Origin of the sequence: Psychroflexus aurantiacus (genome assembly GCF_010820555.1) — a bacterium.
Classification (GTDB): Bacteria; Bacteroidota; Bacteroidia; order Flavobacteriales; family Flavobacteriaceae; genus Psychroflexus; species Psychroflexus aurantiacus.
The window spans coordinates 527,112-550,735 of sequence record NZ_JAAIKD010000001.1; the positions used below are offsets into that span (position 1 = coordinate 527,112).

At 39.1% G+C, this 23,624-nt stretch carries 18 protein-coding genes; 5 read left to right on the top strand and 13 right to left on the bottom strand.

Features of this window, described 5'->3' with window-relative positions; all coding sequences use genetic code 11:
• Positions 1 to 11 precede the first annotated feature (11 nt).
• From G3567_RS02290 to rnr, 4 genes are all read right to left on the bottom strand, one after another.
• A complete protein-coding gene (locus tag G3567_RS02290; RefSeq protein WP_164003680.1) occupies positions 12 to 740 on the bottom strand; it encodes a hypothetical protein in 729 nt (242 codons plus the stop codon).
• Positions 741 to 882: 142 nt separating this feature from the next.
• Complete coding sequence (locus G3567_RS02295; RefSeq protein WP_164003681.1) at positions 883 to 1,536, bottom strand: hypothetical protein; 654 nt, start codon at positions 1,534 to 1,536, stop codon at positions 883 to 885.
• 139 nt (positions 1,537 to 1,675) lie between these two features.
• Positions 1,676 to 2,377: a hypothetical protein gene (locus tag G3567_RS02300; RefSeq protein WP_164003682.1), complete on the bottom strand. Its 702-nt coding sequence runs from the start codon at positions 2,375 to 2,377 to the stop codon at positions 1,676 to 1,678.
• Positions 2,378 to 2,733: 356 nt separating this feature from the next.
• Complete coding sequence (gene rnr, locus G3567_RS02305) at positions 2,734 to 4,959, bottom strand: ribonuclease R (protein WP_164003683.1); 2,226 nt, start codon at positions 4,957 to 4,959, stop codon at positions 2,734 to 2,736.
• A 401-nt stretch (positions 4,960 to 5,360) separates the two neighbouring features.
• Between rnr and G3567_RS02310 the strand changes: the two genes are divergently transcribed.
• From G3567_RS02310 to G3567_RS02325, 4 genes are all read left to right on the top strand, one after another.
• Positions 5,361 to 5,600, top strand: a complete 240-nt coding sequence (locus tag G3567_RS02310) for a DUF2007 domain-containing protein (RefSeq protein WP_164003684.1) — start codon at positions 5,361 to 5,363, stop codon at positions 5,598 to 5,600.
• Between the two features lie 673 nt (positions 5,601 to 6,273).
• Positions 6,274 to 6,705, top strand: a complete 432-nt coding sequence (rpiB, locus tag G3567_RS02315; protein WP_164003685.1) for a ribose 5-phosphate isomerase B — start codon at positions 6,274 to 6,276, stop codon at positions 6,703 to 6,705.
• Between the two features lie 6 nt (positions 6,706 to 6,711).
• On the top strand, positions 6,712 to 7,608 hold the full coding sequence (locus G3567_RS02320; protein ID WP_164003687.1) for a cation diffusion facilitator family transporter: 897 nt from the start codon (positions 6,712 to 6,714) through the stop codon (positions 7,606 to 7,608).
• The gene (locus G3567_RS02325; protein WP_164003689.1) at positions 7,608 to 8,054 is read left to right on the top strand and encodes a GNAT family N-acetyltransferase; all 447 of its coding nucleotides are present in this window, start codon (positions 7,608 to 7,610) and stop codon (positions 8,052 to 8,054) included. Before G3567_RS02320 ends, G3567_RS02325 begins: the two co-directional genes overlap by 1 nt.
• Positions 8,055 to 8,059: 5 nt before the next feature.
• Here the strand turns inward: G3567_RS02325 and G3567_RS02330 are convergent, their stop codons facing one another.
• The 3 genes from G3567_RS02330 to G3567_RS02340 form a co-directional block, all read right to left on the bottom strand.
• The gene (locus G3567_RS02330) at positions 8,060 to 9,688 is read right to left on the bottom strand and encodes a S41 family peptidase (RefSeq protein WP_164003691.1); all 1,629 of its coding nucleotides are present in this window, start codon (positions 9,686 to 9,688) and stop codon (positions 8,060 to 8,062) included.
• Positions 9,685 to 10,041 (bottom strand): ribonuclease P protein component, encoded by a 357-nt coding sequence (rnpA, locus tag G3567_RS02335; protein ID WP_164003692.1) that lies wholly within the window; start codon positions 10,039 to 10,041, stop codon positions 9,685 to 9,687. The genes G3567_RS02330 and rnpA overlap by 4 nt, the downstream gene beginning before the upstream one ends.
• 67 nt (positions 10,042 to 10,108) lie before the next feature.
• Entirely contained in the window at positions 10,109 to 11,290 is a 1,182-nt protein-coding gene (locus G3567_RS02340) for a phosphoglycerate kinase (RefSeq protein WP_164003693.1), read from the bottom strand.
• Positions 11,291 to 11,368: 78 nt separating this feature from the next.
• Here G3567_RS02340 and G3567_RS02345 point away from each other — a divergent pair, with 78 nt between their 5' ends.
• Positions 11,369 to 12,508 (top strand): DNA polymerase III subunit, encoded by a 1,140-nt coding sequence (locus G3567_RS02345; RefSeq protein WP_164003694.1) that lies wholly within the window; start codon positions 11,369 to 11,371, stop codon positions 12,506 to 12,508.
• Between the two features lie 51 nt (positions 12,509 to 12,559).
• Here G3567_RS02345 and G3567_RS02350 read toward each other — a convergent pair whose 3' ends face one another.
• The 6 genes from G3567_RS02350 to G3567_RS02375 form a co-directional block, all read right to left on the bottom strand.
• Positions 12,560 to 13,111 (bottom strand): OmpH family outer membrane protein, encoded by a 552-nt coding sequence (locus G3567_RS02350; RefSeq protein ID WP_164003695.1) that lies wholly within the window; start codon positions 13,109 to 13,111, stop codon positions 12,560 to 12,562.
• Positions 13,112 to 13,300: 189 nt separating this feature from the next.
• The gene (locus tag G3567_RS02355) at positions 13,301 to 14,122 is read right to left on the bottom strand and encodes a class I SAM-dependent methyltransferase (protein ID WP_235923438.1); all 822 of its coding nucleotides are present in this window, start codon (positions 14,120 to 14,122) and stop codon (positions 13,301 to 13,303) included.
• A gap of 22 nt (positions 14,123 to 14,144) precedes the next feature.
• A complete protein-coding gene (mnmG, locus tag G3567_RS02360; RefSeq protein WP_164003697.1) occupies positions 14,145 to 16,016 on the bottom strand; it encodes a tRNA uridine-5-carboxymethylaminomethyl(34) synthesis enzyme MnmG in 1,872 nt (623 codons plus the stop codon).
• Positions 16,017 to 16,021: 5 nt separating this feature from the next.
• Positions 16,022 to 16,453 (bottom strand): rRNA maturation RNase YbeY, encoded by a 432-nt coding sequence (ybeY, locus tag G3567_RS02365; protein WP_164003698.1) that lies wholly within the window; start codon positions 16,451 to 16,453, stop codon positions 16,022 to 16,024.
• Entirely contained in the window at positions 16,437 to 19,787 is a 3,351-nt protein-coding gene (locus G3567_RS02370) for a DUF4175 family protein (protein ID WP_164003700.1), read from the bottom strand. The genes ybeY and G3567_RS02370 overlap by 17 nt, the downstream gene beginning before the upstream one ends.
• Before the next feature lie 166 nt (positions 19,788 to 19,953).
• A complete protein-coding gene (locus tag G3567_RS02375; RefSeq protein WP_164003702.1) occupies positions 19,954 to 23,367 on the bottom strand; it encodes an amidohydrolase family protein in 3,414 nt (1,137 codons plus the stop codon).
• Positions 23,368 to 23,624 lie beyond the last annotated feature (257 nt).

Consider the following 23,624-nt stretch of genomic DNA (forward strand, 5'->3'; position numbering starts at 1 on the left):
CATATGCGATGTTACCTACCGTTATTCTTGATGTTTATTTCTAAAAAGAATTCATTTTGGTTCAAATAGTTATCTACACTATAACACTTAACAATATATTTATTTTCAGCTATTTCTTTACCCCATTCAGGACCCCAATTATTTGGCTTATATTCTCCAATTTTGATTATTTGTTCATCTTTTTCTTTAAAAAATTCAAATCCATTTTCAGTATATTCAGCGACCAAGTCTACATTCAAAGACATAATGAAATTTTCACTTTTGGCAAAAACAGGCTCGCCAAAAGTTTCAGTTACTGAACCGTTTGTTTTGTTTACAATTTTATAGTTATTACCTTCTCCCCATTGAGTTCTAACTAAATAGAAATTTTCTTTCTCATAAAAATCATATAAAGTATTTTCATACTCACCTTTACTAGGCGAAAGCTTGATCAATTTCCATTTATCTTCATTGTCAATTTTTAAAAATAATTCTGTTGAATCCTTTTTAATAAGATTGTCAAATTTCTCCATAAAAAGTTTTTCTCTTGATCTTGCTCTTACGTGCGAATTATCAGATTTAAATTCGGCATATCCAATCAATTTTTGAAAATTTGATTTCTTTTGTTCAACTAATGTGTCAACTATTTTTAGGGATAATTTAAAATTATCAACTTTAATAACCGTGTCAATTTTAATTTCCTGAGAATTAGCAGTTAGAGCAAGTAGAAATATTATTACTAATATCGTTTTTTTTATCATAATGGCAGGTAACGTTTGGTGTATGGGGTGTATGGTTAGTTGCGTGGTTCGCAACTAATTTAGTAAACAAATACTTGCCAGAGGAAATTCCGAAGGAATTTTCGTGATAAGCACTTGCCAAAGCAATTAATTATACACAGTTTTACCTGCTGCCTTTTATTTTTTCAAATTCGTTTTTTAATTCCGTTTTATATTTTTCTACTTCTTTTGATGTATACATACAACAAAATCCGGCTTGTATTTTCCACGTTCTGAACTTATAATGCCGGCCAGTAGATTTAAATTCCGATTCCGTCATTCGAGTAAATCCTTTTTCGGTTTCGTCAGAGTTTAAATAAATTCCAGAAACCATTTTTATGTCTGTTTCTGGCAAATTTTCATTAAAGTCCGAAGATGTCAATAAAATTCCGCTATTTGGGATTTTAATTTTTTTATTCCAAGTGATTGCTGAAATTGACAAATCTTTCGAGTTTTCAACTCCATAAACTATAGTCACATATTCTTTGTCAAAGTCAGACGGAATAATTAGTGTTTTTGTTCGAAATTGATAATTGTAAATAACCACAACAATTATGCTCACTAGCAATTCTGTTAGGAATATTTTTTTGTAATCCTTTAACCATTTTTTTAATCCAAAGTCAATTACAAAAAGTAAAATTCCAATGACGATAAGTGCAATAACTACAAAAAAAAACCAACCTAAATTTCTTTCCTTGAATACAATGAATATCGCATAAATTATAGACGAAACTGATAAAATCAGAAATGGTGTTATTTTTTTTAGCGTCTTGTTCATTCAGCTTGCAGGTAACGGTTCGCGCATAACATAAGTGGCGACTTAAAATGCGCAAGTTTTTCGGTTAAACTTTTACTTTTATAAAAATACACAAACCTTTCGTTTCAGCTCCAAATCTCGCCATTTTTGTTATGCGCTGTTATGTGCTGGCTTTTTTTCCGTTCATTATTATTTCAGCTGTCCCAGATATAAAATCAGTCAATTTATCAATCAAAGTTTTTAAAAAGTCAATTGATTCAATTTTTACTTGTGATTTTTTGATATCAAATAGTATTCCGTTTGAATTTTCAATAAATGTTAAAACATCATTTTTCGGTGATTTTATTATTCCATTATTGTGAGCTATGGAATTTCTAATCAACTGATACTTTTTTATTTCAGCCCATAGTTCATTTAAATCATCCAAATTCACGTCTAATACATTTGTTACATACTTTCTACATTGTCCAATGTAACCTTGTCCGTTAATGTCTTTAGGTCCAATTTTTAAATTTTCAGCATTTTGGCACCATTCACAGAGCTTAAAAAATTCATTTTCAAAAGTTGAATAAATTGTCAGATAAATTGATTGATTAAGAATGTTAGGAAATTCCGAACTATTTATAATCTCCATTTCGTAAATGTCAAATGCATCTGGCATCTCAGGATTATTAGAGTGTTTTTTATTCCAGGCTTGATACTTTTCGTTTAATTCTTTCTCTTGTTGAATAATCATTCCCGCAGAGTTATCCAAATAATCTTTTATTGGGTCAAATTTGAAATTCAATAAAATTCTTGTGTTATCAAGAAAGTCGTATTTTCTTAATTTTCTAGAAGACATATTTTGGTTTTCAGCTTGCACATAACTCGTTTTATATGTCTAAAAATACATGTTTATCTCAAACCGTAACGGGATAACCTCAGGTTTTTATAAAGTTTATCTCGTAAATACGTTTCATATTAAGCCAGCACTTCCCCTTCAGAGGTTATCCTTACCCAACTGGAGCTTTGGTCAACAGTTGACCTTAAGCAATGTACCGACAGCCTTTTAAATCAACAAAGGCAAGCCTGCCTTGCATTCCTTGGAAGGCCAGGTTCAGAATAAAAAGATCTGTTTTATTCGTTATGGAAACCTAAAAAAGGCGATTTAATGAAGATTGAACTTCATTAAATCGCCTTTTTATAAATACGGATCCTTTAAAATCCTGTTTATTAGGTTTATTCGCTTTCTATCGCGACCTCTTCAACAGAACCCAGCAATTCAAAATCTATGGTTCTTTTGACCAGGTCTGCTTTTTTCACACGGACATACACTTCGTCACCAAGCTGATACATCTTCTTGGTTTTTCGGCCTATGATGGCATAATGCTCCTCGTTAAAGTCGTAGTGATCGTCAGAAATATCCTTCAATCTCACCATACCTTCGCATTTGTTTTCTATAATTTCTATAAAAACACCAAAATCAGTCACCCCGGAAATAACGCCTTTGTATTCGGTTTCTTCCTGGTCCTGGATATATTTCACCTGCATGTACTTGATGGAATCCCGTTCTGCATTGGTCGCCAGTTTTTCCATTTCACTGGAATGCTTGCATTTTTCTTCGTACTCCGTCTCACTGGCGCTTGGGTCCTGGTCCAGGTAACGCTGCAGTAAACGGTGCGCCATGACATCCGGATACCGTCTGATAGGCGATGTAAAGTGCGAGTAATAGTCGAATGCCAGACCATAATGACCTATATTCTGGGTAGAATAATACGCCTTACTCATGGTTCTGATGGTTAAGGTATCCACCAGGTTTTGCTCCTTTTTACCTTTCACATCCTCCAAGAGGCTGTTGAGGGTTTTGGCCACTTCTGCCCTGTTCTGGAAGTTGAGATTGTAACCAAATTTGGAAACAACGGTATTCAAAGCTTCCAGTCTATCCTCCTGAGGTTCGTCGTGACAACGGTAGACAAATGTTTTAGGTGGCTTTCTCTTTCCTATAAACTCCGATACCTTTCTATTGGCCAGAAGCATAAACTCCTCGATCAGTTTATTGGCGTCCTCACTGGTTTTTACATAAACCCCTGTTGGATTGTTATCTTCATCCAGATGAAATTTCACTTCCACTTTATCAAATGAAATGGCCCCTTGCTGCATACGTTTGTCACGCATGGTTTTAGCCAGGCTGTTTAAGGTTAATACAGCTTCTACAATTTCCGGCTCCACCTCGTAAGCCTTTTGAGATAATGAAATATCAGCAGGAATGTGTTTGTCTTCAGAATCGATGATATACTGTGCTTCTTCGTAAGCAAAACGCGCATCGGAATAGGTAACCGTTCTTCCAAACCATTCGCTTTTCACCTTGCCGTCCTGAGTCACTTCAAACAAGGCAGAAAAGGTATATTTTTCCTCATTTGGCCGCAATGAACAGGCTCCATTGGATAAAACTTCAGGAAGCATAGGAACCACACGATCTACCAGATAAATGGAGGTCGCCCGGTTATAAGCTTCTTCATCCAGGATAGTTCCCGGCTGAACGTAATGCGCCACATCGGCGATATGGATTCCAATCTCAAAATTACCATTATCCATTTTTTTGAAGCTCAACGCATCATCAAAATCTTTGGCATCGGCAGGATCTATCGTAAACGTAAGCGTATCTCTAAGATCTCTTCGTTTCTTGATTTCCGACTGGTGTATTTTGGTATCAATGCCATTGGCAAATTCTTCAACTTCCGGTGGAAATTGTTCGGGTAAACCGTAACCTGCTAAAATAGCATGCATCTCGGTTTCATGCTCTCCGGGCACGCCAAGCACTTCTGTGATTTCACCCTTAGGGGAATCGTCTTTATCTTTCCATTGCAGAAGTCTGACTTTCACCAGCAAACCGTCTTCGGCATCGTGCATTTTATCGTTGGGTACGAAAATATCGGTGTACATTTTTGAACTGGCGACCACCACAAAACCGAATTTCTCCTTCTTGTGAAGCACACCTACAAAATCGGTTTTGTTTCTCGTCAGCACGGTGATGACTTCACCTTCCGATTTGGAGCGTTCGCGTTTTTTGAACACATACACTTTCACTTCGTCACCATCCAGGGCGTGATTCAGGTTTTTATTGGAGACATAAATATCCTGCTCCATATCTTCAACCATCACATAGGCATCTCCACGGGAGGTCATATCGATGATCCCGATATGAAAATCCTCTTCTTTGCCGTCAAATTGAAATTTCTTGTCTTCCATATGTTTCAATTGACCTTTGGCGGTCAGCTGACCCAGCAGACGAATGACTTTATTTCTGGTTTTGGTATCTTCTATTTTTAATTTATCCAGGACATATTTGTAGTCAAAACTCTTATCGGATTGCTTTTTAAATAGGTCCAGGATTTTTTTTGATAAACCTCCATCCTGATTGTCTGGGGCTTGGAAAGGCTTTTTGCCTTTTTTCTTTTTACTCATAAGTTGTTAAATAATCTTCGCTAAAAGTAATATATTAAAATTGGAATGCGAAGTTGGCACACTAAATCTTTGTTAAGTCCTTTGTATGAAGGATTTAACAATTTAATGATGTTAAACTTGCATAATAGTAGCTATAATTTAATATTTATTGTTAAATTTTTTATAATTTTAGTGTTTATTCAAAACCAATGTCAGGACCTGCCAAAATCATCTCGGTATTCTTACTTATCTTCCTGCTAGGATTTCTAGCCATTTACCTGTACATACACTTTTTCTTAAACCATCAACTTTAATTCAGTCCCGGAGATTTTAATAGAAACTTCAAGCATGCTTTAAGAAAGATTAAATCTGCTTTAAAGCTTTAGGTAAGCTGATTATATTTCTTATTTTTAAATAAAAAAATGAATGACTTCATCAAGCTCGCCGTATTCACGTATCCGCATGAATATACAGTGCTTAAGCTTTTACTTGAAAAAGAACATATTCGTTTTTTCTTTCAAAATGAAACCGTTATAGGCGTTATTCCTTTTTACTCCAATGCTTTAGGAGGAATTTTCTTAAAAGTACATCCGGAAGATCTCAAAGAAGCTAAGACTATTTTGGAAGATTATAATTTTGAAAATCATCTTCATATTGTTTGAAGTTAATTGAGCTCATTATTTTTTTAAAATCAAATAGTTTAAACTGAGATTCGATTCTCAAAATAGATTTCAAAAGCTGATCTGTTTTCCACTTATCCACAATCTATAATACTATTATTCTTTTTTTATAAATTTTAAAATTAAATATGATGATTACTATTGCTCGTGTATAACTGGAAAACTTTTTTCAATTTCCTTTTGATTTTTTTAAAAGTGAGTTTATCCACAGGTTTTAAGTCTATGATTTTGATCTAAAAATTTGATTATTAGACAACTCTTAAAAAGTTATACACAGTTCTAATTTGAGTTTGAACACTTGTTTTTGAATAACTTTTTTCAAGCTTGCTGTGGATAACTTTAAAAAACGAACGCAAAAGTTTTTCGAAATCTATTCTCTAAAAATTTTGTTAAATCAAATTTTTATCTACCTCTATTTTTAGTTTTAATTTCAAAATTTTTAAGCTTCTTTTTTTACTCAAGTTATCCACATTTTATTAAAAAATACCTCCTGTAAAAGCCCTTCAATTTGAAAGTTATCCACAACTGTAAATACAAATTTTCATTTTTCCCTTAAGCTCCTGAAAGACAATGCCGGGCCTATAAAATTGATCAAAATTCCCTACTTACTGAAATTATACCTTAACTTTGTTTTTTCCATTCAAAAACTACACGCATGACAATTTCTATCGGTAACGATCACGCTGGGACTACTTACAAAACTGCCATTCAAAATTATTTACTGTCTCAATCTATTGAGGTGATTAATCACGGAACAGATTCAGAAGAGAGTGTGGATTATCCGGATTTTGTTCATCCTGTTGCTCAGGATGTTGAAAACGGAACTTCTCATTATGGTATTATCATTTGCGGAAGTGGTAATGGAGCTAATATGACTGCCAATAAGCATCAGGGTGTAAGATCGGCCCTGTGCTGGAATACAGAACTGGTTGCTCTGGCAAGAGAACACAACAATGCCAATGTATTGAGTCTTCCTTCCCGGTTTATTAGCCTAGAAGAAGCACTCGAGTTTGTAAAAGTTTTTCTGCATACGTCATTTGAAGGCGGACGCCATGAACGACGCGTTGATAAAATTGCCTGTCAATAGTATATTTTGAGTCACAGCCATTCACATCAAAAATCACAGAAAAATTTACTTTTTTCTATAGTCCTTAATATTCTCATTACGGCTTCTCAGGTTGTAGGTGGGTTTATAAGCGGAAGCCTTGCTTTGCTTTCAGATGCACTTCATAATTTTACCGATGTGGTTTCTTTGGTGATAAGCTATGTAGCCTCAAAATTTTCTGCAAAGAGCGCCACCTCGGGCAAAACTTTCGGCTATAAACGCGCTGAAATTATGGCTGCTTTTGTGAATTCTTCCAGTTTAATCCTCATAGCCATTATTCTGATTAAGGAGTCTGTGGTTCACTTTTTCAATCCAAGGACGATTAATTCTGATTTGGTGATTTGGCTTTCTGCCTTGGCGATTCTGGGTAATGGACTAAGTGTTTTGCTTCTATTGAAAGACAGAAAAACCAATATGAATCTGTCTTCGGCCTATTTTCATTTGCTTACAGATATGCTTGCTTCCCTGGCTGTTTTTGCAGGGGGCCTGCTGATGAAATTTTATGGTATTTACTGGATAGACAGTGTACTGACGTTTTCAATTGCCGTTTATCTTATTTTTGTGGGTATAAAGCTTTTTAAACGGTCTTTTAATGTGCTGATGCTTTATACGCCCTCGCATATCGAAATTGAGGACATCGTTACCAAAATTAATGCACTCCCTCTTGTTAAAAACATGCACCATGTTCACATCTGGCAATTGAATGAAATCGAACTGCATCTGGAAGCTGAAATCGATTTTGAAGAAGATATTAGCTTATCCAAATTTGATAAGCTGCTGGTTGAAATCGAAGAGATTTTACTCAGGGAGTATGGCATTAATCACATCACTATTCAACCGGAATTCAATAAATCCGACAATAAAAATATAATAGTTCAAGACTGATGGAGACCAAAATTTTACGTTTTACAGAACTTACCGCATCCCAGATGTATGATATTTTACAATTACGCTCAGAGGTTTTTGTCGTAGAACAGGATTGCGTGTATCAGGATATAGATGGACATGATGATAAGGCTTATCATGTTCTGTTTTATGACGAAGATATCCTGGTGGCTTATTCCAGGATTTTACCGCCAGGTTCTTATTTTGAAGAACTGAGCATCGGCAGAGTCATCGTAAAAGAAACGCACAGAAGTCAAAAACTGGGACACGAATTGATGAAAGTCAGCCTGGAATTCGCACTTAAAACCTATCCAAAATCCATGGTTAAAATCTCCGCACAGCAGTATCTGATCAAATTCTACGAAAGTCATGGATTTGTTATCTCCGGAGAAGGTTATTTGGAAGACGGCATTCCTCATATTGGCATGAAACTGGTAAGTCACTAATTTTTTTAGTTCTTTTTATATCCTAAAATCTCCCGGTAACCGCTTTCGTTGTTCAAAATAGCAATGGCGCTGTCTATAACTTCCCCTTCTTCCGTATAATAGGTGTACACGGCCTCATCATACCCCAGTATTCTTAAGATGTTTTCTGTGATAAGTCTTTTCAGGGTCTGGGTTTCTTCCTGAAAGGCTTCTTTTTTCTCTTCATCCAGTTCCTTTTGAAGACCGCTCAGGGAGGATTGAATGGACTTTAGATAATCTTCAGAAGCTGCAATTTCTTTTAGTTCTTCTATCTTTTTATCGGTTTCCGTTTTAAACCTGAAGTTTTTGTCATTGATAAATTTTCTAAAATCATCGACAATAGCTGAATTGAATTTAAAATCTTCAAGTTTCAAATCTGTGTTTTCACTGACATAATTCACTGAAAAATCAAAGATCAGATTCTCTTTTTTCAAAGCCTTTACCCATTTGCTTTCCTTTTCTACATTCACTTCAAGATCGGGTTTGATCCCTCCACCATCATAGACACTTCTCTGGTTTTTGGTTTTGAACTCTGTGTATTCCTTCTTTTCTTTTCTGATGCTTTCTCCATCCCGATAATCCAGTGCCTGAATACATCTCCCGCTTGGCGTGTAATACCGGGATATGGTGATTTTAGCCTGTGTACCGTAATTCAGTTTTTTAGGGCGTTGTACCAGTCCTTTTCCAAAACTTCTGCTTCCGATCACGACGGCTCTGTCCAAATCCTGAAGACTGCCTGCTACTATTTCACTGGCCGAAGCCGAATTTTCATTGATGAGTACCGTTAAAGGAATTTCAGTATCCAGGGCTTTGTTTTGAGTCGCATAGGTCTGGTTATACTTCTCTATAGCCGATTTTGTAAAGGTAATGGTCGTTCCTTTTTCAATAAATACATTGCTCACGTTAACGGCTTCAGAAAGCAGTCCGCCCGGGTTATTCCTGAGGTCGAGAATGAGTTGCGTAGCTCCCTCTGCTTTCAATTTTTGAAAAGCTTCAATCACTTCAGAAGATGCCGATCTTGTGAACTGTGACAAGACGATATAGCCTGTATTGTTTTCTAAAAGTTTATAAAACGGAACGGCCTTCTCTTTAACAATACCCCTTTTTAGAATCAGCGTTTTAACTGTAGAATTTCGATTCAATTCCAAAATGACTTCAGTATCCGTTGCACCTTTCAGCAATTCTCCTGCATCTTCATTATAATCTCTAACCCGGATATTTCCTATTTTGATGATCTCATCTCCCAGTTTAAGGCCGGCTTTATCGGCAGGAGAATCTTTGAGTATATTATTAATTAAAATCGCCTCCGGTGTGCTTATTACCTCTGCGCCAATTCCAGTATAGGTACCGGAGTTTTGAATTCTGGCGTTTTGTATTTCCTGTTCATTCCAATAGACCGTATACGGATCCAGATCGCTCAACATGGCTTCAATAGCCTTGTCCATCAAGGCTGCCGGATTCACTTCGTCCACATAATTCATATTGATCTCTTTATACAGATTGGTGAAAATTTCAATCTGTTTTGCGATTTCAAAAAAATCGTTCTTAAAGGTCGTAAACCCATAGCTTGTTATAGCGACTAGTGTGGTGAGTATGACAAGTTTTATGTTTTTCATTTCAGTTCTTTTAAAAGAGTTGATAGCGTTTCCTGTATCTTCACCGTAGGCATTTTCTTTCTGCCTATGTAAATAAGCATTACAGCAAATTTGCTTCCAGAATCTGTTAATTCCTGTTGATGTAAACGGTAGGCTTCTCGCAATTGTCTTTTGATGCGATTGCGATCTACAGCGGTTTTAAAATTTCTCTTGGAAACGCTTACCCCAACTTTATGAAGTTCTCCCTCATGTTCGGTATAACGAATCAGCAGAGGAAACGCTTTAATCGTTTTTCCATCTTCAAAAACCTGTTTAATCAGTTTTCTGGATTTTAGTTTTTTCTCCTCGGGATAGGTGAACGTTTTCAAATTCATGCGTGTAAACTAAAAAGCAATACCTCTCTCTAAAGGTATTGCTTTTCAAATTATAAAAAATATGTTTTTATTTTAAAGCGTCAATACCGGGCAGGCTTTTACCTTCCAGCATTTCCAGCATAGCTCCTCCTCCTGTTGATACGTAACTCACTTTGGTATCGAAACCAAATTTCTTGGCTGCCGATACACTGTCTCCACCACCCACTAATGAAAAAGCTCCGTTTTCAGTGGCTTGTGCTATTGCCTCGGCAAGGGCAATGGTTCCCTTAGAAAAGGTATCCATTTCGAAAACACCCAAAGGTCCGTTCCACAGGATGATTTTGGACTCCTTAATCACTTCAGCAAAATGTGCCCTGGATTTTGGACCAGCATCCAGTCCCATCCAGCCTTCAGAAATAGCTTGGATATCTTCAATTCTGGTTTCAGAATCATTATCGAACTCCTGTGTCACCACACTATCTACAGGCAAATGAATCTGTACATTCTGTTCTTTAGCTTTTTTCAAAATATCAAGGGCCATGTCCTGTAAATCCTCCTCTACAAGAGATTCACCAATACGTCCTCCCTGTGCTTTTATAAAGGTAAAGGCCATCCCGCCACCAATGATCAGGTGATCTACCTTAGGTAAAATATTTTCGATTACCGTAATTTTTGAAGAAACTTTAGCGCCGCCAAGTATAGCTGTAACCGGCTTCTCTGAAGAATTCAGGACTTTATCCAGGCTTTCTATTTCCTTTTGAAGAAGAAGGCCCATGGCCTTGTCTTCAAAAAATTTAGCGACTATGGTTGTAGAGGCATGCGCTCTGTGAGCGGTCCCGAAGGCATCGTTTACATAAATATCTCCCAGACCTGAAAGTTTTTTAGCAAACTCTTCGTCTCCTTTCTTTTCTTCAGGATAAAATCTAAGATTTTCCAGGAGAAGAATTTCACCGGGTTTCAAAGCTTCAGCGGCTTCTTCAACTGTTTTTCCTATACAATCTTCAATAAACTTGACCTGTACGCCAAGCACCTCAGAAACGGCTGAGCGTATGTGTTTTAAGGAATATTTTTCTTCCTTGCCTTCGGGCCTGCCCAGGTGCGACATTAAAATAGCGCTTCCACCGTCTTCAAGAATTTTAATAATCGTTGGTTTAGCCCCTTCAATGCGACTCTTGTCTTCTACTTCAAAGGCTTTATTTACGGGTACATTAAAGTCTACACGTATTAATGCTTTTTTATTTTTAAAGTTGAAATCATTAATGGTATTCATCTCTCGTTTTTTCTGAATTAACTTCAAATTTAATGAATTAATCTTTCAAAAGGCTCATAGCTTTGTTATTTTAGCCTTATGACTTTCGAAAGCATTCTTGGATTAGAACACCTCAAAAACCATTTGAGAAATAGTTTAAAAAACAACAGGGTTCCCCATGCGCAGTTGTTTACCGGACCCACAGGTTCCGGCACTCTGCCTATGGCCATTGCCTTTGCCCGAGAACTGATGATTCATCACTCTCCCGCTCAGCGGGAATCCTCGATTGTGAACTTCATGGATCAACTTACACATCCCGATCTGCATTTTGTATACCCTATAAACAAGACAGCCAGTTCGCCCTCCAAACCCGTTTCCAAGGATTTTATTTCCGAATTCAGATCTTTTGTATTAGACAACCCATACCAGACCTTATATGACTGGTATATGCAAATTGGTATTGAGAAAAAGCAAGGTTCTATCAATGTTGATGAAGCGGCAAATGTTGTTAAATCGCTATCCCTGAAAGCTTATGAAGGCGGACCAAAAGTGATGATTGTCTGGTGCGCAGACAAGATGAATACAGCCGCTTCCAATAAACTTTTAAAACTGATTGAAGAGCCGCCCAAGAACACCTATTTTATTTTAATTACCGACTCGCCTGAAGATATCCTGCAGACCATTCGTTCCAGATGCCAAAGCCTGGGTTTTCCTCCGCTTGGTGAGGCAGATCTTGTGGAAGGTCTGCTCTCCAAATTTGATATCTCAGAAAACGAAGCGGTTAAAATTTCTCAGCAGGCCGATGGAAGTTTTTCCAAAGCCCTGCATCTGGCAGAACATAATTCTGACGATGAGCAATTCGAAAAATGGTTTATCGTCTGGGTCAGAAGTGCTTTTAGAGCAAAAGGCAACAAACAGGTCGTGAGTGACCTCCTGGACTGGTCGGACCAGCTGGCCGCTGAAACCCGGGAAACACAGAAGCGCTTTCTCAACTACTGCATTCAGTTCTTTCGCCAGGCCTTGCTGAATAATTATAAGGCTAAGTCTTTGGTTTATCTAACTCCTTACGATACACAATTTAAGTTTGATAAATTTTCAGAATTTATTTCAGGAGCCAATATTCCTGAAATCTTTGCAGTTTTGGAAACCGCTATTTTTCACGTGGAACGCAATGGAAACGCCAAGCTGATTTTCTCCGATTTGTCGTTTCAGTTAACGCGTTTTTTCCACAAAAAATAAAGCCACCCGCTAGGCGGGTGGCTTTAAAATATGCAGAGCTTATGCTCTGTATTAGTTCTCTGTAGTTTCTTCTTCTTCTTCTTCTGCTTCTTCTTTAGTTTCCTGTCCAGCATTCATTCTCTCCAGGATATCTTCTGTAATATCTAATCCTTCCTTGGCATACATGATATTTGCCGATTCATTAGATCCAAAAATAAAAGCATAATTTCTTTCCTTTCCGTACTCTGCAACATAATCTTTAACTTCTGAAATGATGGAGTCAATCGCCTGGTCACTTTCCTGTCTTAACATCTGACTTTTCATCTGTTGTTGCTGCTGAAGCATTTGCTGCTTTTTCATCAATTCACTTTGTCTCTGTTCTTTCTGTTTTGCGGACATTCTTCCCATACCTTCTTGAAATTCCTGAACTTCCTGTTGAAATTCTTTAGCAACAGAATCTAACTCCTGAGATAAAGCCTGACTTTTTTTCTCAAATCTGGCTTCTGTGGTTTTCATCTTATAGTAATCCTGAATCAAAACGGTATTATCTACATAGGCAGATTTATCCTGCGTACAAGACATTAATGAGGTAATTACAGCTAAGCTTAAAATTATTTTTTTCATGATATATTTTGTTTAGGCAAATGTAAAAAAAGATGGCAGAGGGCAATGAAATTATTTCAATCATAAAATACTATCTTAAATTTTTTATCTATAAGTTTATCTTATAAATACAGCCCCCTTTTTATTCATTCTAAGCGATTTTATCTTTTTAGAGGACAAATTATACTCCCCACTGGTGTTTAAGGCCGTCTAAGCCTTCTTTTGAAGCAGGAACAGGTTGGATGAGTACTCTTTCGTGCTCATGGCTTTTAAATTTGAAATCAGGCCTGTCAAAATCCCTTTTAATTTAGAATTTGACTTATAAGATTCAGAAACCATGGAAATATAAAAGGCATCAAATGGCATCGGTGTTATTTTGATTAATTCTAAATTGTGTCGTTGTGCCAGCTCTTTTATATTTGTTCTGTTGAAATGCCACAGATGTCTGGGCACATCCCAGGCGGCCCATTTCTCCTTATAATAATTTGCATCATAGGATTTATAATTGGGAACAGCGATAAGTAAAAGGCCTTTTGTATTTAATTTTAATACAAGTTCCTCGATTGTGGTTTCATAATCGTCTACATGTTCCAACACGTGAAACAGCGTTATGGCATCGTAATTCGATTTGGTTTCAGAGAGGCTCTTGTAGACTTGTATGTTTTTTTGTCTGGCCTTCTGATAAGCCAGACTTGTAGGTTCTATACCTTCAGCTGCAACCCCCTTCTTTTTTAGATAAGTAACAAACTCCCCGGTTCCGCATCCAAAATCCAACACGGTTTCAATCGCGTTCGAATACGAGGTTAAACATTTGAATTTAGTTTTGAACATCTGGTTTTTTACCAGATTATAGATGTTGTGAATTAAGGTTTTTGGTTCGGACCGATGCGAGATATAACCCCCAAATTCATAATATTTAGAAAGACCCGATGGTTTAGGGCTGGTTTGTAAAACCCCGTTTTTATCAGGTTTCAAACTGAATTCTTCTTGGGTATAGGCTTCGTCTTTTATGTTTAATTCGGATACTTCCATATGCATTGTTCCACGTGGAACATTATCTTCCCATGTGTACTAAAAGTACAGAAACATCGCTCGGATTGACGCCACTTACTCTTGAAGCCTGAGATACCGTCCTCGGTTTAATTTTCGTTAGTTTTTCCCGGGCTTCAAAGGACATGGATTTTAAAGCAGTATAGTCAAAATGTTCCGGAATTTTTACGTTTTCGAGACGATTCAATTTATCGGCATTCAGCTTTTCTTTTTCAATATAACCTGCATATTTTACCTGTACCTCTACCTGTTCCAAAACTTCATTGTCCAGTTCATGCGTCTGTATAAAGTTTTCTACGCTCTCCAGTTTACGCATGTCCTCCATCGTGATGTTTGGTCGGGCAAACACCTTAAATAATTTGCCTTGCTGATCGACTTTGGAGGAATCTTTAGCCTCTAGAATGGGGTTGATTTCTTCGGTGGTGACACTCTGGTTTTTGAAAAACTCAACGAAGGCCTCCGACTTTTCTTTTTTATCCTCCATCAGTTGCATGCGCTCCTTAGTCGCAAGTCCAATGTCAAAAGCCTTTGCGGTTAGTCTAAAATCGGCATTATCCTGTCTGAGTAAAGTTCGGTATTCTGCCCTTGAGGTGAACATCCTGTAAGGTTCCTCTGTTCCTTTCGTAATCAGATCATCGATTAACACACCGATGTAAGCCTCGCTTCTGGATAGGGTAAATTCTTCTTTTTCCTGAACTTTTAAGGCGGCGTTTATACCGGCCATCAATCCTTGTGAAGCCGCTTCCTCGTATCCTGTGGTGCCATTGATTTGTCCGGCAAAGTATAAACCGTCTACCAGTTTGGTTTCAAGCGTATGTCTTAATTGCGTAGGCGGAAAATAATCGTACTCTATGGCATAGCCCGGCCTGAAAAACTTTACGTTTTCAAATCCCGCACATTGCTTTAAAGCTTTATACTGAACGTCCTCCGGCAGGGAGGTTGAAAATCCGTTGACGTAATATTCCACCGTATTCCAGCCCTCAGGCTCTACAAACATCTGATGCCTGTCTTTATCCGCAAAGCGATGAATTTTATCTTCTATACTTGGGCAATATCTAGGCCCTGTACTTTGAATGGCTCCATTAAACATGGGTGACCTGTCAAATCCTTCTTTCAGTAATTCATGCACCTCAGGTGAGGTATATGACATCCAGCAACTTCTTTGTTTTGTTAAAGGTTGAGTTTCTTTCGAATAAGAAAATTTCCAGGGTTTTTCATCTCCTGGCTGTTCTTCCATTTTAGAAAAATCCAAGGATCTTCCATCCACTCGAGGTGGCGTTCCTGTTTTCATTCGTCCTGCTTCAAAGCCTAGATCTTCAAGTTCTTTCGTTATTCCAAAAGACGCTCGTTCTCCTGCTCTGCCACCGCCAAAGTTTTTATCGCCAATATGGATTAATCCATTCAGAAAGGTTCCGTTGGTCAGTATAACCGTTTTCGCTTTTATCTTTAATCCCAAAGAGGTTTTTACACCACGGATTACATGATTCTCAACGATCAGTCCCGACACCATTTCCTGGTAGAAATCCAGATTTTCGGTTTGTTCCAGGCGTTCTCTCCAGTGCTGAGAAAACAGCATTCTGTCGCTTTGAACCCTTGGACTCCACATCGCCGGCCCTTTGGATTTATTCAGCATTTTAAACTGTATAGCACTCGTGTCAGACACGATTCCGCTGTAACCTCCAAGCGCATCAATTTCTCTCAGGATCTGCCCCTTCGCAATACCGCCCATCGCCGGATTGCAAGACATCTGTGCTATATTTTGCAGATTCATAGTCACCAGCAAGGTGCTGCTGCCCATGTTTGCTGCTGCCGCTGCTGCCTCGCTTCCTGCGTGACCCGCTCCTACTACAATAACATCATACCTATCTTTAAACATAACTTCTATTTGTGTTCCACGTGGAACAATTCTAATTTTTTATTTTCTAAAGCTCTCATTTCAGCTTTCAACTCTTCAGAAGAATCGCTATATCCACAACAATGTAAAACCCCGTGAACCATGACTCTTCTCAATTCCTCTTCAAATTCTACGTTGAAGGTTCCGGCGTTTTCTTTAACCCGGTCTATACTGATATAAATTTCAGCTGAAATGAATTCCTCTTCCGAATAGTCAAAAGTGATAATATCCGTGAAGGTATCATGATTTAAATAGGTCTCATTGATTTCCAACAAATCGATATCACTACAAAAAATATACCCAAGTTCACCCGCTTCTTTTCCCTCGCTTTTTACTACAGAGGTTAGCCAGTTTTCATGCCTTTCTTTATAGGGCAATTCAAAGTCTGTTTTGCTATAAAAGTTAATCGGACTTTCCATTGAAGTAGATATTAATCAGTTTTTTATATTCAGGCTGCAAAGGTAATTGTTGTCGGTTTAAAATCTCTGTTGTGTTAAAATATTCTTTAGCCTTTTCTTTCCAGTCCGAAGACGAAGAGTTGAAGTCTTTTTGGCGGGTTTCAGCTTCACGCTCGTCATCCTGCCCCTGCCGATTTGCCGCTTTTTCGAGTTTTAAAAGCTGATGATTCACCTCTTCCATTTGCTTTAGCAAATCACTGCTGAATCCTTTCATCAGCAATTCCTGTTCCAGGCGATCCAGACTCTTCTCCAGTTCTCCAGAATTCTCTTTCAATCCCAGCTGTTCAATTCTGTTTTCCAGGCGATTTCGCAGTTCCTGCTGCTGTTTGTAGATTTCATAAATCTCACCGCTCATTTGTTCCTGCTGAGCCGGCTTGCCTTCTTGCTGCTGGCCCTTTTCACCTTCGCTGTTTCCTTCGCTGGATTCCTGGCCTTCCTTTCCCTGTTCTCGTTCCTGCCCTGCTTTGGACTGTCCCTGCTGCATCTGCTTCTCCAATTCTTGGTGGGATTTGATGATATCCGACAGTTGTTCTCCGGCTTGTCCCTGTCCCGGTTTTGGTTTACCCTTGCCAGAACCATTCATTTGATTTTGCATCTGGTCCAGAGCACTGTCCAGCATATTGGATAAATCGTTCGCATACATCATGGTGTACTGCTGACTTCCTGTGCCCATTCTTACCTCGTTTTCTGCCAGGCGTTCCAGGGATTTTTCAATGTTGAAATTGATATCAGAAATCGTATTGTTTACCGTTTCCTTTATCATGGGCGTACGCATGGCAAGGGCATATAAACTATCATCCACATGCTTAAAGTTCTCCCTCAATTCGGCTTGTCTTTTTAGCTTGGAGGCGTAAGCCGGATTGGAATTGGAAATGCCTTTAAATTCTTCCATCAGGCTTTCCTGTTCTATTGAAAATACAATCAGATTATCCAGGATTTGTCTTAGCATCTCAGCATCTTCCACCTGCTGCTGCATCCCGGAAGAAGTCATAGCTTTCATCATTTTCTGAGAGAGACGTTTCATGTTCTGAGCGGCTTTTTTCTGCTTTTGCCGGGCCTCCGTTTTGCTGGATTTTTCTTGCTCAGCATTTTCTTTTTCAGCTTCCGAAGATTCCAGCTTTTCTTTCGCCTCCTCTTGATTCCTGTCGATCTCATCCGTTAATTCCTCATCTTTCCCAACCTCCATTGGAGCTTTTAAAGATTCATTTTTTTCATCGAGTTTCTTCAGTTCTTCTTTGAGCTGATCAAATTCTTTATTTAAATCCTCCTGAGCCTTAGAGGTGTTTTCTTCAGCAGCAGATAATTCATTCTGTTTTTCGGCTAAATTTTCTAATTGCTCAGCCAGCTTTTCAGTCTTTTTTTCAACATAAAACCGCTTGGTTAGTTCCAGAAGCTGCTCGAGATTTTTCTCCTGCTTTTTGGATTCCCGGTCAAAAGACTCCAGCTTTTCATTCAGTTCTTCCTGATTGATCTGGTCCTTTAGCTTTTCCAGCTCTTCCAGAAGTTTCTGATTTTTTTCAATCTGCTCCTGATTTTTTTCCAGCCTGTTTTCCAGATTTTCTTTTTCCTGATTCTGCTCTTCAGCATCCATTTTTTTAAAATCCTCCTTCAGCCGCTCGCTGTAATTCTTCATCATTTGCAATTGCTGCTTTTGACGTTGAATGAAATTATCCAGCTTTTGTTTTTCGGTGTAATCCAGTTTGCTATTCTTCTTTTGCCTGTTTTGAAGTTCTTCTAATTCTTCGTTTGTTTTGCGCTTTTCCAGAGTTTCACTTAATTTTTCAACAGAGCTGTCCTGGCGTTTCAAATTGTCTGAAGATTTTTCAAGACGCGTTTTTTCACGATACGAAAAGACGTCGGAGGCCTTGGATTTTCTACCATTCACGGCATCATTATCATAGACTTCAAAGTAATATTCGTAAGAGGTACCCGCCTGCAATTCCAGATCTTCATTGGGGAAGGCATAGGAAAACTCAGCATAGTTGCTTTTGGACAAGGGAAGGTTTACTACCGACTTATCATTCTGATTATCAGGAGTATAATACACTAAAACCAGTTTGCTTAGCCCGTAATCATCGCTTAGTTTTCCGAAGAAATACGACTGCTCCGTCATCAGGCTGTCTTGTTTTCGTTCCACGACCAGCTTGGGGAACTCATCTGCTATGACTTCGATGGAATAATTTAAAACATCATAGTTTTTGAAATTGGCATTGGAGGTCGCTATCGCGTAGTTCTTATTTTTATTCTGAATTTGTTTCAGACTAAACTCCGCGTTTTCGACATCAAACGTCAGGCTGTCCGTTTCGCTTATAAATTGGACCTGGTCTGTCGTTTCTGTCGAGATGATCCATTCAACTTGAGTTCCTTCAGGCACTGAAAGGTTTCCGGTTCCCGAGATGGTTTTGTTTTTTTTAGTCGTATAGTCCGGATAATCCAGGTTCATTTTCATGTCTCTGATCAGTGGAATATCCAGGGCATTCAGCCGGTATAATCTTGAAGTTACCTGATTGGCTTTTAGCTGAAATTCCTGGGCTTCAGAAACATTTTTAAAGGTATAGGTATATAGGCCCGCCTTTTCCTGAAGCCTCGTTTCTTTTCCAGCGATGGAGATAAACACATCCTCCGGCTTTACCTCGCCTATGGTCCCAACCTTCAGCTGAAAAGATTTCCCCTTTTTGGCATCCAGGTTCCTGTTCATAATCGAAAATTGAAAGGGCGCCGGTGCTGCATAAGCGGTATTGTAATTGACGATGCGTTCATAGCTGTAAGAAAACGAATCGCCCAGACCCGAAATCCAAATCGCCAGTAAAACCAAACCGGGTAGGATTAAAAGTCTAAGGTACCTGAGGTTTTGTCGAAAGTCGATTGCCAGTTGAAACGGAATGCTTTTGAGTGTTTTGGATTTTTGCTCTATACTGGCAAGGACCAGTTCGTCATCGGCTCCTTGCGCTTTGAGCTGAAGGATGTTTTTGAGTTTGTCATTCACTTCCGGAAAGTGACTGCCGATCTGCGAAGACGCTTCCGTGAAATCGATACCTTTAGACAATTTGAACAGCTGACTGGCCGGTATCAAAATCAGTTTGAAAAGCAGCACGGCTTCAGCCGCGACTAGCGTCCAGAATAAAAGCGTCCTGATCCCCGAATCGAACCACAGAACATATTCCAGGGCAGCACCAAAAATGAAAAGCAACAGACTCAATCCCACAAAGAGCAAGGTCCCCTTGATTAAAAGATTGGTGTAGAACTTTTGGATAAAGCGTTCTAATTTGTCTTCTATGATTTTATAATGCTGCATGCTCCTGTACTCTGGCTTTGGTATAACTTGCTAAGTTACCAATTAACCTGCTTATTTTTAAAGACTTGTCAATTTTTAACGAGAAGAAAAGTTTTGTAATGCGCACAAAAAAAGGTTCTGATTTCAAATCAGAACCTTTTGCATTAGGTTAATCTCAATTTGCTTTCTACTCTTTTTGGACGCCGGGCAGATTTTCCGGTCTTTTGGTTTGCCATTCAAAAGCTTCCGCTTTTTTCTCGTTAGGCGCAATTTCATCCAGATTATCGGCATCATATACTCTGCCATTCTTAATCACATGAGTCAGGGTGTTAGAGTTTCGTATTTCCTCTAAAGGATTCTTATCCATAAGGAGTAAATCTGCCAGTTTACCATCCGCTATACTCCCCAGATCCCCTTCCAAACCGAGAGCTTCTGCACCCAAGATAGTAGCTGTTCTTAAAGCATCCATAGTGCTCATGCCACCGCTCGCCATCGACCATAATTCCCAATGGAAACCGAGTCCCTGTAATTGACCATGACTCCCTACTCCTGCGAGTCCACCTGCTTCCACAAGATCTTTCATGAATTTGGCATGTTTAGGAAAAACATGTTCTTCTTTCATGAACCAGGCCCCTCTTCGGCGAGCCTTTTTTGCAAGTTCTTTGTAGGGTGTGAAATACTGCAGCTTGTCATCATGGTAAGGCTCCTCGGTCGCGTAATAGAATTCTTCTGCCCAGGGACCACCGTAAGAAACCAAAAGCGTGGGTGTCACGGCCATTTTTGATTCTGCTATGGTTTGAACAGCATCTTTATAAATGCCTACGATTGGTAAACTGTGCTCATGACCCGGATAGCCATCCAGTAATTGAGTCATATTCAATTTGTAATCCAGACCGCCTTCCGTGGTCGGCATTAATTCCAGTTCCTTGGCTGCCATCAGGATCCATTGGCGCTGCTTGCGATTTCCAGCCAGATACATTTTTATGCTTTTGGTATCATAGTATTCGCTATATTGTTTTAAAACCTCTTTGGCATGCTTCAAAGATTTTATGTTATACATCCAATACCCAACTCCTGGTCCGGTGCTGTAAACTCTAGGTCCGTGTATTGCTCCTGAACTCACCATATCAGAATAGGTCAGAACGTCTGTAGTTGCCGTTTGTGGATCTCGCGTGGTAGTCACACCATAAGCCAGATTTGCAGAATAAATCCAAACCTGATTTTTATGTAAGCCCCAGTTAGGCCACATGTGAGCATGCGTATCTATAAAACCCGGGGTGATGGTTTTTCCTGTAGCGTCGATGGTTTTTGCGCCTTCTGGCACAGGTATGGATCCGGTTTTTCCCACCGCTTTGATACGATTATTCTCGATAAGAATATCGCCATGTTCAATAACCCCCTGATCGGTCATGGTGATCACCCTTGCGTTTTTCAATACGATAATGCCTTCAGGACTATCTTTTTCAAAACCGACTTTTATTTTAAGTTCTTTAGCGGTGTAGGCCTCGTCTTCTTTTTCATCCTCTTTCTCATCCTCTTTTTCCTTAACCTCCTCCTTCTCAGAATCCTCTTCTTTAGAGTCTTTTTTCTTCATCTCTTCAGCTTCTTTTTTAGCCGTTGCGAGACTATCGGCATAAGCTTTTCCTTCCTGTAAATTATAGATAAAATGACTGGCACCCAGAGACCAGTGCACGTTTTTGCTGTCTGCGGACCAGCTGGGAAATTCACCTCCCATCACGGTCAGTTTCATGGCAGGAAAAGCTGCTTTATCGGCTTTTGCGACAGAAATCTTAGGGGTTTGTCCATATTTTGGAAGAGTCACCGTATATACATCATTTGCAATTTTCGCTAAAGCGGAAGTTCCATCCGGAGAAATTCTTATTTCTGAAGGTGTAGAGGGTTTGTTTTTCTCTTTCGCAGTATTCGGCAGAAGGTTGTGAGTGCCGTCATGGGCATGGGTCATATCCACGGAAGACCCATAGGTGGTTATCCCGGTCAACTGTAAATGCTCTTTTTGATCGGTCCCGTCCCATCGGATTGAAATCAAGCCTTTGGAACCTTGGTTTAAATAAATCCGGTCTTCTTCTTTTGTGAAATGCGGCGTATTCCGGCCTTTGGCCTTATCTATCAAATTCACTTCTCCGCCTTCGGTTGAAATCCAGGCCAGATCCTCCATCATCAAAGAACCAAAGGGGTCCACCGCATCTTTATAGACCTGATTTGCTCCCCGGCTGAATACAATTCTGTCTTGAGTATACGACCAGGCCGGATCCAGGTAAAGTGCCGGATTCTGTGTAAGCTTTACCAGCTTTCCTCTGCCATTGGAATTCACTTTGTACAAGTGTCCTCCTTCTGTTTCTTCCCAGGTTGTAAAAACAATTTGTTTGCCATCAGGAGACCAGACCGGCATCGCTTCAGTAAACTCATTTTCAGTCAGTCTTTTGGGTTGACCGTCAGGCAGCTCCATGACGTATAATCTATTGAGTGCAGTGAAAGCGAGTTGTTTCCCGTCAGGCGAAGGCACAGCATCTCGAATTTGAGTGGCAAAGGCTTCTTTATCATCTTGGATCGGATAATTGAATTTTAGTCTGGGACCTAATTCCAGTTTCAGATCCACTTCAAAAGGAATTTCCGAAGCCGTTTTTGACATAATATCTATGTTATGAATCTTACCACCATAAGAAGCTATTAAATGCTTGCTGTCTGGAGTGAAGGTCATGGCAGGATAGACACCTAGCGGGGCAATAGATTCCTGTTCATCTCTTTGTACAGGATAAGCCAGCCATTCTTCGTCCCCGGTTTGAAGATTTCTCCTCACCAAACCTGTTTCAGTCTCGAAGCGCGTTCCATACACCAGCCACTTTCCATCCGGTGATAAGGTGGGTGTAAATGCTGAGCCGTATCTGGAGGTAATGGTGGCCATATCGCCGTCCTCCAGATCGTAAGTCCCGATTTGATACTGGGGAAACTGAGCATTGTAATTCCAGGCCGATTTTCTTTGAGAAAAGTAAATCAGTTTACCGTCAGGGCTAACGGCAGGGTCTGTGGTTTTTAGATTCTCCGGCTTGTCGATGAGCTGAGCACCAGAACCGCCCTCTCTGTGAAAGATATGCAGCTTTATATTTCTCCTTCCTTTGGCCCCTACAAGGTATTCCCCATCCGGAGTCCAGTCTGCAGAAAAGTAATTTTGATTGTTGTCCTTAGTGATTTGAGTCATCTCTTTAGACTCCAAATCCATGGTCCAGATGTTATCAGAACCGCTTTTATCGGAGATAAAAACGATGGATTTTCCATCCGGGGTAAATTTTGGATGCACATCATAAGGCATGCCTTCGGTAATTTTGGTCGCCTTACCCCCAGACACCGGGAGTGTGTACAAATCTCCCATCATATCAAAAATAAGGGTCTGTCCATCCGGGCTGATATCCAGAGAAAGCCAGGTGCCCTCGTTGGTTTTGAACGCGATGCTTCTTTCCGGCTCCAGCGGCAAGTCTTTGGTAGCCTTTTTAATACTGTCCTTCTCCTTGTCTTCCTGAGCAAATGCAAGGCTGCTAACGGCTAATACAGCAATCAGTAGGCTGCATAATTTAAATTTTTTCATCACTTCTGTGTTTTATAAAGCAGAAAAGTAATGAATTTTAAGATAAATGCCTGCTATGGGAAGAGGCTTATAATTCATCTTTTATTAAACTATTTGCATAATAAATTCAAATCTTATATAAACTTATAGGTTTTGTAAATAGTTTATTCACTATTTGAATAAGATAATGCTCAAGGTTCAGCTAGTTTTGTATGTCATCAATACTTAACTGATCTTGAATTTGGCGTGTTTTTTACAGAGAGGGAAGTGAGTTATGC

Coding starts and splice junctions, on each gene's coding strand:
- G3567_RS02290 (WP_164003680.1), bottom strand. CDS start 740: ATGATAAAAAAAACGATATTAGTAATAATATTTCTACTTGCTCTAACT.
- G3567_RS02295 (WP_164003681.1), bottom strand. CDS start 1,536: ATGAACAAGACGCTAAAAAAAATAACACCATTTCTGATTTTATCAGTT.
- rnr (WP_164003683.1), bottom strand. CDS start 4,959: ATGAGTAAAAAGAAAAAAGGCAAAAAGCCTTTCCAAGCCCCAGACAAT.
- G3567_RS02310 (WP_164003684.1), top strand. CDS start 5,361: ATGAATGACTTCATCAAGCTCGCCGTATTCACGTATCCGCATGAATAT.
- rpiB (WP_164003685.1), top strand. CDS start 6,274: ATGACAATTTCTATCGGTAACGATCACGCTGGGACTACTTACAAAACT.
- G3567_RS02325 (WP_164003689.1), top strand. CDS start 7,608: ATGGAGACCAAAATTTTACGTTTTACAGAACTTACCGCATCCCAGATG.
- G3567_RS02330 (WP_164003691.1), bottom strand. CDS start 9,688: ATGAAAAACATAAAACTTGTCATACTCACCACACTAGTCGCTATAACA.
- rnpA (WP_164003692.1), bottom strand. CDS start 10,041: ATGAATTTGAAAACGTTCACCTATCCCGAGGAGAAAAAACTAAAATCC.
- G3567_RS02340 (WP_164003693.1), bottom strand. CDS start 11,290: ATGAATACCATTAATGATTTCAACTTTAAAAATAAAAAAGCATTAATA.
- G3567_RS02345 (WP_164003694.1), top strand. CDS start 11,369: ATGACTTTCGAAAGCATTCTTGGATTAGAACACCTCAAAAACCATTTG.
- G3567_RS02350 (WP_164003695.1), bottom strand. CDS start 13,111: ATGAAAAAAATAATTTTAAGCTTAGCTGTAATTACCTCATTAATGTCT.
- G3567_RS02355 (WP_235923438.1), bottom strand. CDS start 14,122: ATGGAAGTATCCGAATTAAACATAAAAGACGAAGCCTATACCCAAGAA.
- mnmG (WP_164003697.1), bottom strand. CDS start 16,016: ATGTTTAAAGATAGGTATGATGTTATTGTAGTAGGAGCGGGTCACGCA.
- ybeY (WP_164003698.1), bottom strand. CDS start 16,453: ATGGAAAGTCCGATTAACTTTTATAGCAAAACAGACTTTGAATTGCCC.
- G3567_RS02370 (WP_164003700.1), bottom strand. CDS start 19,787: ATGCAGCATTATAAAATCATAGAAGACAAATTAGAACGCTTTATCCAA.
- G3567_RS02375 (WP_164003702.1), bottom strand. CDS start 23,367: ATGAAAAAATTTAAATTATGCAGCCTACTGATTGCTGTATTAGCCGTT.